General features: G+C 71.2%; 15 protein-coding genes. 7 read left to right on the top strand and 8 right to left on the bottom strand.

Going from position 1 to position 12,984, the window contains the following annotated elements; genetic code table 11:
• The first annotated feature begins 92 nt into the window (after positions 1-92).
• Positions 93-278, top strand: a complete 186-nt coding sequence (locus tag ACZ514_RS07925; protein ID WP_007266501.1) for a DUF6104 family protein — start codon at positions 93-95, stop codon at positions 276-278.
• Positions 279-649: 371 nt separating this feature from the next.
• Here ACZ514_RS07925 and sodN read toward each other — a convergent pair whose 3' ends face one another.
• Entirely contained in the window at positions 650-1,045 is a 396-nt protein-coding gene (gene sodN / locus ACZ514_RS07920) for a superoxide dismutase, Ni (protein ID WP_267012273.1), read from the bottom strand.
• A gap of 173 nt (positions 1,046-1,218) precedes the next feature.
• Between sodN and sodX the strand changes: the two genes are divergently transcribed.
• Positions 1,219-1,638 (top strand): nickel-type superoxide dismutase maturation protease, encoded by a 420-nt coding sequence (gene sodX, locus ACZ514_RS07915; protein ID WP_468173415.1) that lies wholly within the window; start codon positions 1,219-1,221, stop codon positions 1,636-1,638.
• Here the strand turns inward: sodX and ACZ514_RS07910 are convergent.
• Entirely contained in the window at positions 1,542-2,171 is a 630-nt protein-coding gene (locus ACZ514_RS07910; protein WP_468173417.1) for a CGNR zinc finger domain-containing protein, read from the bottom strand. The genes sodX and ACZ514_RS07910 overlap by 97 nt on opposite strands.
• Before the next feature lie 91 nt (positions 2,172-2,262).
• Between ACZ514_RS07910 and ACZ514_RS07905 the strand changes: the two genes are divergently transcribed.
• Positions 2,263-3,033: a class I SAM-dependent methyltransferase gene (locus tag ACZ514_RS07905; protein WP_468173419.1), complete on the top strand. Its 771-nt coding sequence runs from the start codon at positions 2,263-2,265 to the stop codon at positions 3,031-3,033.
• A 68-nt stretch (positions 3,034-3,101) separates the two neighbouring features.
• On the opposite strand, the gene ACZ514_RS07900 is transcribed toward ACZ514_RS07905, so the two are convergent.
• From ACZ514_RS07900 to ACZ514_RS07890, 3 genes are read right to left on the bottom strand one after another with little or no spacing between them, the layout of a single operon-like run.
• Positions 3,102-3,854: an amino acid ABC transporter ATP-binding protein gene (locus tag ACZ514_RS07900; protein ID WP_361602915.1), complete on the bottom strand. Its 753-nt coding sequence runs from the start codon at positions 3,852-3,854 to the stop codon at positions 3,102-3,104.
• Positions 3,855-3,865: 11 nt separating this feature from the next.
• On the bottom strand, positions 3,866-4,813 hold the full coding sequence (locus ACZ514_RS07895; RefSeq protein WP_469124342.1) for an amino acid ABC transporter permease: 948 nt from the start codon (positions 4,811-4,813) through the stop codon (positions 3,866-3,868).
• Between the two features lie 30 nt (positions 4,814-4,843).
• Positions 4,844-5,794, bottom strand: coding sequence for an ABC transporter substrate-binding protein (locus ACZ514_RS07890; protein WP_469124341.1), 951 nt, complete (start codon positions 5,792-5,794; stop codon positions 4,844-4,846).
• Positions 5,795-6,321: 527 nt separating this feature from the next.
• On the opposite strand from ACZ514_RS07890, the gene ACZ514_RS07885 reads away from it, so the two are divergent.
• From ACZ514_RS07885 to ACZ514_RS07870, 4 genes are all read left to right on the top strand, one after another.
• Positions 6,322-7,524, top strand: a complete 1,203-nt coding sequence (locus ACZ514_RS07885) for an NAD(P)-dependent malic enzyme (protein ID WP_468173425.1) — start codon at positions 6,322-6,324, stop codon at positions 7,522-7,524.
• Positions 7,525-7,916: 392 nt separating this feature from the next.
• Positions 7,917-8,879, top strand: a complete 963-nt coding sequence (locus tag ACZ514_RS07880; RefSeq protein WP_469124340.1) for a zinc-binding dehydrogenase — start codon at positions 7,917-7,919, stop codon at positions 8,877-8,879.
• 57 nt (positions 8,880-8,936) lie between these two features.
• On the top strand, positions 8,937-9,146 hold the full coding sequence (locus tag ACZ514_RS07875; protein ID WP_467887426.1) for a helix-turn-helix domain-containing protein: 210 nt from the start codon (positions 8,937-8,939) through the stop codon (positions 9,144-9,146).
• Entirely contained in the window at positions 9,146-9,706 is a 561-nt protein-coding gene (locus ACZ514_RS07870) for a Clp protease N-terminal domain-containing protein (RefSeq protein ID WP_468173429.1), read from the top strand. The genes ACZ514_RS07875 and ACZ514_RS07870 overlap by 1 nt, the downstream gene beginning before the upstream one ends.
• A gap of 62 nt (positions 9,707-9,768) precedes the next feature.
• On the opposite strand, the gene ACZ514_RS07865 is transcribed toward ACZ514_RS07870, so the two are convergent.
• From ACZ514_RS07865 to ACZ514_RS07855, 3 genes are all read right to left on the bottom strand, one after another.
• A complete protein-coding gene (locus ACZ514_RS07865; RefSeq protein WP_468173431.1) occupies positions 9,769-10,665 on the bottom strand; it encodes a PadR family transcriptional regulator in 897 nt (298 codons plus the stop codon).
• Between the two features lies 1 nt (position 10,666).
• Positions 10,667-11,578, bottom strand: coding sequence for a DUF4097 family beta strand repeat-containing protein (locus ACZ514_RS07860; RefSeq protein ID WP_468173433.1), 912 nt, complete (start codon positions 11,576-11,578; stop codon positions 10,667-10,669).
• A gap of 340 nt (positions 11,579-11,918) precedes the next feature.
• A complete protein-coding gene (locus ACZ514_RS07855; RefSeq protein ID WP_468696173.1) occupies positions 11,919-12,851 on the bottom strand; it encodes a LysR family transcriptional regulator in 933 nt (310 codons plus the stop codon).
• Positions 12,852-12,984: the final 133 nt, after the last annotated feature.

Raw genomic sequence — 12,984 nt, 5'->3', positions numbered from 1 at the left:
GCCGCGGGGCCCACGGGCGGGAGGGTCTCGCCAGTAAGCGGATTATCCTGGCGGAAAGACCCCCATCACCACCACACGGCACGGAGCCCGACTTGTACTTCACCGATCGCGGCATCGAGGAGCTGGAGAAGCGGCGCGGCGAGGAGGAGGTCACCTTCGAGTGGCTCGCCGAGCAGCTCCGCACGTTCGTCGACCTGAACCCGGACTTCGAGGTCCCGGTGGAACGCCTGGCGACCTGGCTGGCCCGGCTGGACGACGAAGACGAGGACGACGAGTAGCCCGAGCGGCGCGGACCGCGCGCAGGGGCCCGGCCGTGCACGGCCGGGCCCCTGCGCGCGTCCTCGGGCGCCGTTGGCCGGAAGGCAGCGGGTGCGCCCGCCCGGAAGCGGCCGGCAGACGCGCGGCCGGGGCGGGAGCCCGGGAGCGCGGACCGTCCGGCGTGCGGGATCGGTCCGGCTCACCGGCTGCCCCGGGAGAGGTTCGTGGTCCACGACCGGCCGGGCCGCGCGTGCCCGTTCGTTCCGGCCGACGGCCACCGGTTCACCGCCGACCGTTGGGAAAGCCCAACGGCCCGGCCGCTCGAGGCGGTCGGGCCGTTGTCACGTGCGCTTTGACCAGCAGCGCGGGGAGATCCCTCGGGCACCCAGGATCAGGCGGCCTTGGTCTCCCAGAAGATGCGGTCGATCTCGGCGATCAGCTCGAGCGCCTTGGCGCCGGTCGCCGGGTCGTTCGACGCCTTGGCGGCCGAGAGGGCCTTCAGGGTGTCGTTGACCAGGGTGTGGAGCTGCGGGTACTTCTCGAAGTGCGGGGGCTTGAAGTAGTCGCTCCAGAGCACCGAGACGTGGTGCTTCGCGAGCTCGGCGCGCTGCTCCTTGATGGTGATGGCGCGCGCGCGGAAGTCGGCGTCGTCGTTGGCCTGGTACTTCTCCTGGACGGCCTTGACGGACTCGGCCTCGATACGGGCCTGGGCCGGGTCGTACACGCCGCAGGGCAGGTCGCAGTGGGCGGAGACCTTCACCTTGGGGGCGAAGAAGCGGGAAAGCATGGAGTGGGTCCTCCTCGTGATCGTCTTCTCAAGAGTGGAGATTACTCGCTGAGAATCCGGAATTCGCGGCCGCCCCCATGGGCTTAGGACAAAAGTCCAGCCTCGGCCGGGCGCGGGTGAGCGAACGTACGGGGCCGTACGGCAGCATGCGGGGAGGGACGAGGAGGCCGGAGATGACGGAGAGCGGGCGGGTGCGGACGCGGGTCGGGATCACCGAGGTGGCGGGGCCGTCGATGGTGCCGACGCTGGTGCACGGCGACCGGCTGGTGGTCCGGTACGGGGCGCTGGTACGGCCGGGTGACGTGGTGGTGTTCCGGCATCCGCTCCAGCAGGACCTGCTGGTGGTCAAGCGGGCCGCGGAGCGGCGGGCGGGCGGCTGGTGGATGCTCGGGGACAACCCGTTCAACGAGACGGGGGACAGCACCGACTACGGAGCGGTCCCCGAGGAGCTGGTGCTGGCGGTGGCGTTCCTGCGGCTGCGGCCGCGCCCGGCGGGTCAGCGCTCGCTGCGGGCGTGGCTGTCCTGGGCGGTGTCGGCGGTGCGGCCGCTGCGCGCCGACGTCTCGGCCTCCAGCCGCTTGCGGGCGCGGTAGGCGGCGACGTTGGCGCGGGTGGCGCAGCGGTCGGAGCAGTAGCGCCGGGACCGGTTGGTGGAGGTGTCGAGGTAGGCGTTGCGGCAGGGCGGTGCCTGGCACAGGCCGAGGCGGTCGGGGCCGTGTTCGGTGAGGGCGAAGGCAAGGCCCATGGAGGCCATGGCGGCGTAGCCGGCGGAGGCGTTGGAGGGGTGTTCGGCGAGGTGGATGTGCCAGTCGGGGCGGCCGTCCTCGCCGAGGGTGTCGTGACCGCTGACCTGGGGGCTGACGGGGAACTCCATGAGGAGGGAGTTGAGCAGGTCGACGGCGAGGGCGTGGTCGCCGCCGTCGGCGGCCTCGAAGACGGCGCGCAGCCGGCCGCGGACGTTGCGGAACCGGGTGACGTCGGTGTCGGTGACCCGGCGGGCCATCTGCACGCTGGGTCCGAAGAGGGCGCGGACGTCCTCCACGGAGGTCAGGGCGTCCTTGTTGCGGGCCGGCTCCTCGGTGTTGACCAGCCGTACGGCGAAGTCCGAGTAATGGACCAATTCCACTGGTAGTCCTTACGGATGCGGTTTAGTGTGCTGCGTGAGCCGGGTAACGGCTCCTATGCCTTCGAGGGTATTACGTGTGGAGGAGTTCGGGATGGCGGACGCGGTGACTGGCTCGTTCGGTACGGACTGGCGGGCCTGGCAGGAGAGCTGGGACCGCCAGCAGGAGTGGTACATGCCCGACCGCGAGGAGCGGTTCCGGGTGATGCTGGACATGGTGGAGGCCGTGGTGGGCCCCGCGCCCCGGGTGCTGGACCTCGCGTGCGGTACGGGAAGTATCACGGACCGGCTGCTGCGGCGGTTCCCGGAGGCGACGAGCACCGGGCTGGATCTCGACCCCGCGCTGCTGACGATCGCCCGCGGCCACTTCGCCGGCGACGACCGGGTCTCCTTCGTCACCGCCGACCTCAAGGACCCGCACTGGCGCGCGGCCCTCCCGTACGACTCGTACGACGCGGTGCTGACGGCGACCGCCCTGCACTGGCTCCACGGCAAGGAGCTGGCCGTCCTGTACGGGCAGATCGCGCCGCTGGTGCGCCCCGGCGGGGTCTTCATGAACGCCGACCACATGCCCGACCCCACCACCCCGCGCATCGACGCCGCCGAGCGCGCGCACCGGCACGCCGGGATGGACCGGGCACGCGCGGCGGGCGTTCTGGACTGGAGCGACTGGTGGGACATGGCCGGCTCCGACCCGGTGCTGGCCGAGGCGGTCCGGGCCCGCTTCGAGATCTACGGGGAGCACGCCGACGGCGACACCCCCGACGAGGCCTGGCACGTCCGCACCCTGCGCGGGGCGGGCTTCGCGGAGGCCCGCTCGGTCTGGCGCTCCCCCTCGGACGCGCTGGTGCTGGGGCTGCGCTAGGAACTCCGCCGCACACGCCGCAGGGGCGGTACGGGTTCCCGTACCGCCCCTGCGTCAGCGCGTGCCGCCTACAGCACCTTGGACAGGAACGCCTTCGTCCGGTCGTGCTGCGGGTTGCCCAGCACCTCGCGCGGGTGGCCGGACTCGACCACCACGCCGCCGTCCATGAAGACGAGGTTGTCGCCGACCTCGCGGGCGAAGCCCATCTCGTGGGTCACCACGATCATGGTCATGCCCGACTCGGCCAGGTCCCGCATGACGTCGAGGACGTCACCGACCAGCTCCGGGTCCAGGGCCGAGGTGGGCTCGTCGAAGAGCATCAGCTTCGGCTCCATGGCCAGCGCGCGGGCGATCGCCACGCGCTGCTGCTGGCCGCCGGAGAGCTGCGTCGGGTAGTTCCCGCCCTTGTCGCCGAGGCCGACGCGGTCGAGGAGGCGTACGGCGCGCTCGCGGGCCACCGCCTTGCTCTCGCCCTTGACCATGACCGGGGCTTCCATGACGTTCTCTATGGCCGTCATGTGCGGGAAGAGGTTGAAGCGCTGGAAGACCATGCCGATGTCCCGGCGCTGGGCCGCGACCTCGCTGTCCCGCAGCTCGTAGAGCTTGTCGCCCTTCTGCTTGTAGCCCACCAGCTGGCCGTCGACCGAGAGCCGGCCGGCGTTGATGCGCTCCAGGTGGTTGATGCAGCGCAGGAAGGTGGACTTGCCGGAGCCGGACGGGCCGACCAGGCAGAAGACCTCGCGGGGGGCGACCTCGAGGTCGATCCCGCGCAGGATGTGGGCGGCGCCGTACGACTTGTGGACGCCTTCGGCCTTGACCATCGGCTGGGCGGTCACTTCGCCACCTCCGTACGGCGGAACATGTTGAGGTTGGCCTTGAGCCGCTCGAACGGGGTGGGCGGCAGGCTGCGCAGCGAGCCGCGGGCGTAGCGGCGCTCCAGGTAGTACTGGCCGACGCTGAAGACGCTGGTCAGCGCCAGGTACCAGATGGAGGCCACGAAGTACATCTCGATGACCGCGCCGGCGGTGCTGCCGATGTTGGAGCTGGCGCGCAGGAGTTCGGTGTACTGCACCGCCGAGACCAGGGAGGAGGTCTTCAGCATGTTGATGAACTCGTTGCCGGTCGGCGGGATGATCACGCGCATGGCCTGCGGCAGCACGACGCGGCGCATGGTCTGCGTCTGGGTCATGCCGAGCGCGTGCGAGGCCTCGCTCTGGCCCTCGTCGACGGACTGGATGCCCGCGCGGACGATCTCCGCCATGTAGGCGCCCTCGTTCAGGCCGAGGCCCAGCAGGGCGACCATGAACGGCGTCATGACGTCGACGGTCTCGTTCTTGTAGATCGGGCCCAGGTCGATGTACTGGAAGATCAGCGGGAGGCTGAACCAGACCAGCAGCTGCACGTAGACCGGGGTGCCGCGGAAGAACCAGATGTAGAGCCAGGCCACGAAGCTGGTGACCGGGTTCTTCGACAGCCGCATCACGGCGAAGAGGATGCCGAGCGCCAGGCCCAGCGCCATGGCCGAGATGCTGATGATGATGGTGTTGCCGAGGCCGGTGATGACCGCGGGGTCGAACAGCTTGTCGCCGACCGTTCCCCAGATGATCTTGCCCTGGGAGAAGGCGTACACGAGCCAGGTGAGCAGTACGGCGACGACCACGGCGCTGATCCAGCGCCCGTAGTGCCGTACGGGGATGGCCTTGATCGCCTCGTAGGGGTTGCCCGAGGCGCCGGGTCCGGCCGGAGTCGCGGCCGGACCCTTGTCGATCTTGTCAGTCACAATGACTGCCCTTCAGTGGAGCGCTCGGTCTTACTTGCCCGCGTTGATGGTGGCGGACTGCACGGCGCTGTCCTTGACGTTCCACTTCTCCAGGACCTTGGCGTAGGAGCCGTCCTTGATGATGGCGTCGAGGGCTTCCTTGAGGGCGTCGCGCAGCTGCGTGTTCTCCTTGGAGACCGCGATGCCGAAGAGGCCGACGTCGGCCTGCTGGCCGGCGACCTCGAAGTCGTTGCCGCCGCCGGAGGTCTTCGCCGTGTAGGCGGTGACCGGGTAGTCGTTCAGGTCGGCGACGGCGCCGCCGGCCTTGACGCGGGTCTGGGCCTCGGCGTCGGTGTCGAAGGCCTCGATGGTGAGCTTCTTGTCACCGCACTTCTCGGCCTGCGCCTTGAAGGTGTCCTCGTACGTGGTGCCGCGCTGGACGGCGACGGTCTTGCCGCAGAGGTCGTCGAGGGACTTGATGTTGTCCGGGTTGCCCTTCTTGACCAGGAGCGAGACGCCGGAGGAGAAGTAGTCGACGAAGTCGACGCCCTTGCCGATCTTCTGGCCCTTGTCGTCGAGGCCTTCCTGGCGCTTCTTGTTGTCCGTGATCGAGGACATCGCGATGTCCTGGCGGCCGGTCTCCAGGGAGGTGATCAGGCCGTCGAAGGTGCCGGAGGTGAACTGGAGCTTCACACCGAGCTGCTTGCCGAGCGCCTCGGCGATGTCGGGGTCGACACCGACGATCTTCCCGCCGTCGACGAACTCCATCGGCGCGTAGGCCGTGTCCGAACCGACCTTGATGACGCCGGCGTCCTGGATCTTCTTCGGAAGCTTGGAGAACAGCGGGGCGCTGTTGTCCGTCTTGCCCGAGTTCGAGGAGCCGTTGCCCTCGGTCTGGTCGCCACATCCGGTGAGGATCAGGGCGCCGGCGACCGCGATCGCGCCGACCGCGGCGATCCGGGACCGGGCGGCGGTCGTACGACGGGTGGTGCTTGCGGTCATGAGCTGGTTCCTCCGACAGGGGTGGAAAAGCATCCGAGAGAAGGCCGGGCACGCACCATCGGGTGTCGCGACCTTGTGTGATTACGGCATCTTGCCATTCGGACTGACGCATTCAGGCTGCTCGTCAGGTCAAAATCAGATAACGGGCGCCCCCGACTACCCAACAGGACTGCGGGCAAGGCCCCTCGGAGCCGCACAAACCCCCGTGACCTGCCGTTTTCGCCTCACTATTTGCTGCGCGTCTCGGCTGGTGGACAACAAGCTTTGGACTTTTAGCCAAAACCAGGACAAGCACCCTACGATCAGTCCGGAATCGACTCGTCTGGCCGAGTGTTCTTCGGGTAGAACAGATCCTTACACCCCTCATCCGGGGCTCAGGGCGCGCGTGCGGCGCGCCCGCGCGTACGAACCTCCCCTCCGCGGAGACGGGCCAACCGTCGACGCGGAGAACGAACGCGGTGCCCGCCCACCCCTTAACCAGGAGTGGCCACCCTCAACGATTCAAAGGACTTAAGGGGTCACACGAAGTGGCAGCGGAGATCGTCAACCCTCGCAGTGACAGTGCGACGGACAACAACCCCGATGCGGTGTTCGCACTGCACCGCGGCGGCAAGATGGCCATCCAGGCCACGGTGCCGGTCAACGACAAGGACGACCTGTCCCTGGCGTACACCCCCGGCGTGGCGAAGGTGTGCACCGCCATCGCCGAGCAGCCGGAGCTCGTGAACGAGTACACCTGGAAGTCGAACGTGGTCGCCGTCGTCACCGACGGCACGGCCGTGCTCGGTCTCGGTGACATCGGGCCCGAGGCCTCCCTCCCCGTGATGGAGGGCAAGGCGATCCTTTTCAAGCAGTTCGGCGGCGTGGACGCGGTTCCGATCGCGCTCGCCACCAAGGACACGGACGAGATCGTCGAGACGGTCATCCGTCTGGCGCCGTCCTTCGGCGGGGTGAACCTGGAGGACATCTCCGCGCCCCGCTGCTTCGAGATCGAGCGCCGCCTCCAGGAGGCGCTGGACATCCCGATCTTCCACGACGACCAGCACGGCACGGCCATCGTGACGCTGGCCGCCCTGCGCAACGCCGCGAAGCTCACCGGCCGCACGCTCGGCGACCTGCGGGCCGTCATCGCGGGCGCCGGCGCCGCCGGTATCGCCATCGCCAAGATCCTGGTCGACGCGGGCATCGGCGACGTCTGCGTCACCGACCGCAAGGGCGTGGTCTCCTCGGACCGCGCCGACCTGACGGACGTCAAGGCGGAGATCGCGGGACTCACCAACAAGAGCGGCCTCAACGGCACGCTGGAGGAGGCCCTCGCGGGCGCGGACGTCTTCATCGGCGTCTCCGGCGGCACGGTCGGCGAGGAGGCGGTGGCCACGATGGCGGAGAACTCCTTCGTCTTCGCCATGGCCAACCCGAACCCGGAGGTGCACCCCGACGTCGCGCACAAGTACGCGGCCGTCGTGGCGACCGGCCGTTCGGACTTCCCGAACCAGATCAACAACGTGCTGGCCTTCCCGGGCATCTTCGCGGGCGCCCTGAAGGTGCGCGCGACCCGGATCACCGAGGGCATGAAGATCGCCGCCGCCGACGCCATCGCCGGCGTCGTGGGTGACGAGCTCGCCGCCGACTACGTGATCCCCTCGCCGTTCGACGCGCGCGTCGCCGAGGCCGTCACGGCCGCGGTCGCCGCGGCGGCGAAGGCCGACGGGGTGGCCCGCCTGGCCTAGGCGGTCCCGCTGAGCACAGCGCTACGGGTGAGGCCCGGCCGGATCGATCCGGCCGGGCCTCTTCGCGTACGCGTCGTTCCCTCGCGGGGAATGCACCCTCCCCGCCCCCGAACGGGGAGGGGTCGCTCCACCTCGTTGCCGGGCGCGCAGGAGAACGCGGGAACGCAAAGCGAGAACGCGACGAGAATGACAGGCTCATGACGAGCGCGCCGCAATGGCTTGAATCCTACCCCCTCCCCGGGCCGTCCTGGACGTTCCGGTTGGATCCTGGACACGGACAAACCACCTGGTACGGGCGGTAGTTGAGGATCGAACGAGCACTTCCACTCGCGCCCGGCGCCGATCGGCCGCCTCTGGCCACAGGGGCCTACCGACCGGTAGCGTCTGGCGCCATGTTCGCTGCCTATGCCGCCCGAATCGACCGAGACCAGCCGCTCAGCGGCCTTGAGCTGGGCGAGCGCCCGGCCCCCGAGGCCCGCCCCGGCTGGGTGACCGTCAACGTCAAGGCCGCCTCCCTCAACCACCACGACCTGTGGTCGCTGCGCGGAGTCGGCCTCGGCGAGGACAAACTTCCCATGATCCTCGGCTGTGACGCCGCCGGGACCGACCAGGACGGGAACGAGGTCGTCCTGCACTCCGTGATCGGCCAGAGCGGCCACGGAGTCGGCCCGGACGAGCCCCGCTCGATCCTGACCGAGCGCTACCAGGGCACCTTCGCCGAGCAGGTGACCGTCCCCGCCTGGAACGTGCTGCCCAAGCCCGCCGAGCTGTCCTTCGAGGAGGCCGCCTGCCTGCCGACGGCGTGGCTGACGGCGTACCGGATGCTCTTCACCAATGCCGGGGTCCGGCCGGGCGACTCCGTACTCGTCCAGGGCGCGGGCGGCGGGGTCGCCACCGCCGCGATCGTCCTGGGCAGGGCGGCCGGCCTGCGCGTCTTCGCCACCAGCCGCGACGCGGCCAAGCGCGAGCGCGCGGTGGAACTCGGCGCGACGGAGGCCTACGAGCCGGGCGCGCGGCTCCCGCACCGCGTGGACGCGGTCATCGAGACGGTGGGCGCGGCCACGTGGTCGCACTCGGTCAAGAGCCTGCGCCCCGGCGGCACCCTGGTGATCTCCGGCGCGACCAGCGGCGGCACCCCGCCGGCCGGCGAGCTGCACCGGATCTTCTTCCTGGAGCTGAAGGTGGTCGGCTCGACCATGGGCACCAAGGACGAGCTGGAGGACCTGCTGTCCTTCTGCGCCACCACCGGCGTCCGCCCGGTCATCGACCGGGTGCTGCCCCTGGACCGCGCCCGCGAGGGCTTCGAGCAGCTCGCGTCGGGAGACCTCTTCGGAAAGATCGTCCTCACGGTCTGACCGCCCCGCCCGTCAATCAGGGTTGACATTCCCCCCGTGTCAACCTAGATTGACGGCATGACCGAAGCGACCGACCTCGCCGCACGGGCCGGGGACCAGGACCCCCGCGTGGGCCTGCGTGCCGTGGCCGCCCTCCGCAGGCTGCTGGAGCAGCTGGAGGCCGTACAGGTACGCAGCGCCCGCGCGCAGGGCTGGTCCTGGCAGGAGATCGCGGCCGAACTCGGCGTCAGCCGGCAGGCCGTACACAAGAAGCACGGGAGGCTCTGATGTTCGAACGCTTCACCCGGGACGCCCGCGACACGGTGACGGGCGCGGCCGCCCAGGCCCGCACGGCCGGGGCCGCCACCGTCACCGAGGAACACCTGCTGCTCTCCCTGCTGGAGCGCGGCGCCCTGGACCGTCTGGGCGTGGACCGCGCCGCCGTCGCGGCCGGCCTGCGGGCCGCCCGCCGCCGGGGCGGGATGTCCCGGGCGGACGAGGAGGCCCTCGCCGGCCTCGGCATCGACCTCTCGGAGATCGTCTCCCGGGTCGAGGAGACCCACGGCGCGGGCGCCCTCGCGGCCCCCGCGCCCCGCAGGCGCACCCTCGGCTCCACCCTCCGCACGGCGCTGGGCCGCCCGGAGTCCGACACGAGGCACGTTCCGTTCGCCGGGGGTGCGAAGAAGGCCCTGGAACAGTCCCTGCGCATCGCCCTGGGACGCGGGGACCGTCACATCGGCACCCTCCACCTGCTGCTGGCCCTGCTCTCGCACCCCGGCCCGGTCGCGGAGGCCCTGTCCGACCACGGGATCACCTACGCCACCGCCGAAGCGGCCCTGGCGGCTTAGGCCGTTTCTTCCGGATCTCGCCGGTCAAGCCCGCGGGTCAGGCAAGATCCCGAAGGGACGGCCTAACCCCCGGGCCGCAGCCCCGCCGCGATGCGGGCGGCGGCCGCCGCCAGGTGCGCGCGGGCCTCGGCGAGCTGGGCGGGGGTCACGCCGTGGTCGCGGGCCGCGTCGCGGACGTCGTCCCGGAAGCGGTCCAGCAGCCGGTCCAGGTCCCGCGCCGGATCGGCGGTGGGCACCAGGTCCTCGGCCCATCCGGATCCCGAGGGCCCCGGGGCGCTCGCCGTCCCCGCGGGCCCGGCCTCCGCCGTACCGCCGCCACCCAGCCACGCCCCCGCCAGGCTGCCCAGGACCCCGCCGGACCTGGCGAACTGCTCCTGGAGCTGGGCGGCGATGCGCTGGACCTCCTCGCGGGCCCGCTCCTGCGCCTCCTTGGCCTGGCGGCGCGCCTGCTGGGCCTCCTCGCGGGCCCGGCGGCTCTCGTCCTTCGCCCGGCGGGCCTGCTCCTTCCACTCCTGCTTCGCCTTGCGGAACTCCTCCTTGGCCGCCTTCCAGGACTCGTCCTCGAAATGGGCCGTCGTGGCGGAGGCCGCGGCCCGCATCTCGCGGCGCAGGTCGCCGGCGGCGCCGCGGACGTCGTCACGGATCTCCGCGGCCAGCTCGGACACGGAGTCGCGGATCTCCAGCTCCAGGTCGGCCAGCTCCCCCACCCGGCCGGCCAGCTCGGCGCGGCCCGCCTCGGTGATGGAGTACACCTTGCGCCCGCCTTCGGTGGCGTACGTGACCAGCCCCTCGGCCTCCAGCTTCGCCAGCCGGGGGTACACGGTGCCCGCGGAGGGCGCGTACAGCCCCTGGAACCGCTCCTCCAGCAGGCGGATCACCTCGTACCCGTGACGGGGAGCCTCGTCCAGCAGCTTGAGGAGGTAGAGGCGGAGGCGGCCGTGGGCGAAGACGGGCGGCATGTCAGAGCACCTTCTTGTCGAGCTGGAGCGGGGCGGCGGCCTGCGGGCGGCTCAGCAGGGCGATGGCCCCGGAGACCGTGGTGGCCCGCAGGGTGCCGGTTCCGGTGCCGAGGGTGCCGGTGATCCGCTTGGCGCCGAACTGGCCGGTGACCCGGAGGTCCGCGAAGCCGTTGGAGACGCTGCCGGTGGCGGTGTTCGCCTCGACCCTGGCATCGGCGGGATGCGGGAGGCGGATGGCCACCTGGCCGGAGACGGAGTTCAGGAAGATGTCCACCGGCTCGGGCGCCGCCGGGTCGGGGACGAGGTCGATGAGCATGTCGCCGCTGACCGAGTCGGCCCGTACGCTGCCGGCCGCGCCGTCGACGACCGTCAGGCCGCCGGAGACCGAGTGGAAGGCGAACTCACCGGTGACGGACTGGGCCTCGACCCCGCCGGAGACGGTCCGCGCCTCGACCCGCCCGGAGAGCCCGACCAGGGTGGCGTCGCCCGACACCCCGTTGACCTCGGTACCGCCGGAGATCCCGGACACGAAGGCGGCGGCACTGACGGTGGCGAGCTGGACGCGGGTGCCGGCCGGGACGGTGAGCGTGACGGTGACGCTGCGTTCCCAGGCCTTGCGGCCGTCCGCGGAGGAACCGGCCCAGGCCTTCCACGGCTTGCCCTCGATCCACTTCCGGAAGCCCTGGGAGCCGTTCCAGGGCAGGTCCTCGTAGGACAGCGTGAGGGTGCCGCCGTCCTGCACCACGTGCAGCGGCGGTCCGTCGACCTCGGTGACCTCCAGCCGGGCGGGGCCGTCCTCGGCGGCGACGACGTTCACCGTGCCGCCGACGACGCGCACGCGGAGGTCGGCCACGGGCCGCTCGAAGGTGAGCTTCTGTGGTGCGGGGACCGACCACGTCATCTGCTCTGGCATGTGCTGCTCCTCCTCAGGCTGGCGCACGCAACATATCGCGTCTCCTTGGACACGATATATCGCGGCCAACCGAAGTCAAGCACCACCGACGGGCGCGCCACCCCATGTCCGGGACGGCCGTCCGAGCTGAGTCGACGCGGCGGGCGAGCGGAAAACGGACGTGAGGGGGCGGGGACGGGGCGGGGTGTCGTCCGGGGCTGGAACGAGATGAACCCGGCGCACGGTGGCGCGTACGACTCGGTACCGGAACGGGCGCCGAACCTCGAAGCCCGCCCCGGACGACACCCCACCCCCGAACCGCCCGGCCAAGGCAAAGGCCCGGCCAGGGCCAGGGCAAGTGCTACGCCACCAGCAGCGGACTCCCGCTCCGCCGGAGCCACGCCCGGTACGGCGGGGTGCGGAGCGCGGCTTCGCGGTACGCGTCGCGGAGGTCCTCGAAGACCTCCGCGTGCTCCCCCGGCCGCGTCGCCAGCAGCAGCCGCACCGCCAGCGGGTCCCCGGACAGCGGCCGGATGGCCATGTCGTCCCGCGGCCCGGACGTCGGCTGGCACGGCGCCACCGCCTCCCCGGACACGATCAGCGACGCCGCGGTGTGGTAGTCGGCGTGCAGCACGGGCGGATCGACCCCCGCGCCCGCGAAGACCCGTCTCAGGCCGTCCCATTCGCCGTCGACCGAGGGGTCCACCGTCCAGCGGTCGTCCGCCAGGTCCTGTAACGCCACCACCGGCGAGCGCGCGGCCGGATGGTCGCGGGACATGGAGACGAACTGCGGCTCGCGCTCCATGAGCACCCGCAGCTCCAGCCCGGCCGGCACCCTCAGCGGGCTGCCCTCCACCTCGTGGACGAACGCCACGTCCAGCTGCCCGCCCGCCGTCATCCGCAGCAGCGCGTTCGCGGAGACGTCGACCACGAGCGACGTCTCCCGCTCCGGCGCGCGCCGGTGCAGCCGGCGCAGCCACCCCGGCAGGGCCCGGCTCGCGGTCGAACCGATGCGCAGCCGCGGCCCGTTGGCCGCCGCGCGCGCCTCGGCGACCAGCGCGGCCATCTCGGCGAGCAGCGGCCGCGCCCGCCCGAGCACCGTGCGCCCGAAGGGTGTCGGCCGGCAGCCGGTGCGTTCGCGCAGGAACAGTTCTCCGTCCAGGGCCCGTTCGATCCGGCGCAGTTGCGTCGTCAGGGAGGGCTGACTCACGCCGAGTTGCCGGGCGGCCTTGTGCAGACTGCCGGCGTCCTCGATGGCACACAGCGCGCGCAGGTGCCTCACCTCGAGCTCCATGACCCGAGGGTAGGCGGGCCCCGGGGACCGCACCAGCCACCGATAGCCCCTCAAATCACGCCATTCTGCGGCTTGTTGACCAAGGTTCCGCCTGCCCGAAACGCTCCCGATAGGTGCGCGCTATCGGGCTCTG

The sequence above is a fragment of the Streptomyces sp. NPDC034086 genome, from assembly GCF_055575515.1.
The sequence above is the reverse complement of the archived record's forward strand: the minus strand, read 5'-3'. Positions and strand labels throughout refer to the sequence as shown.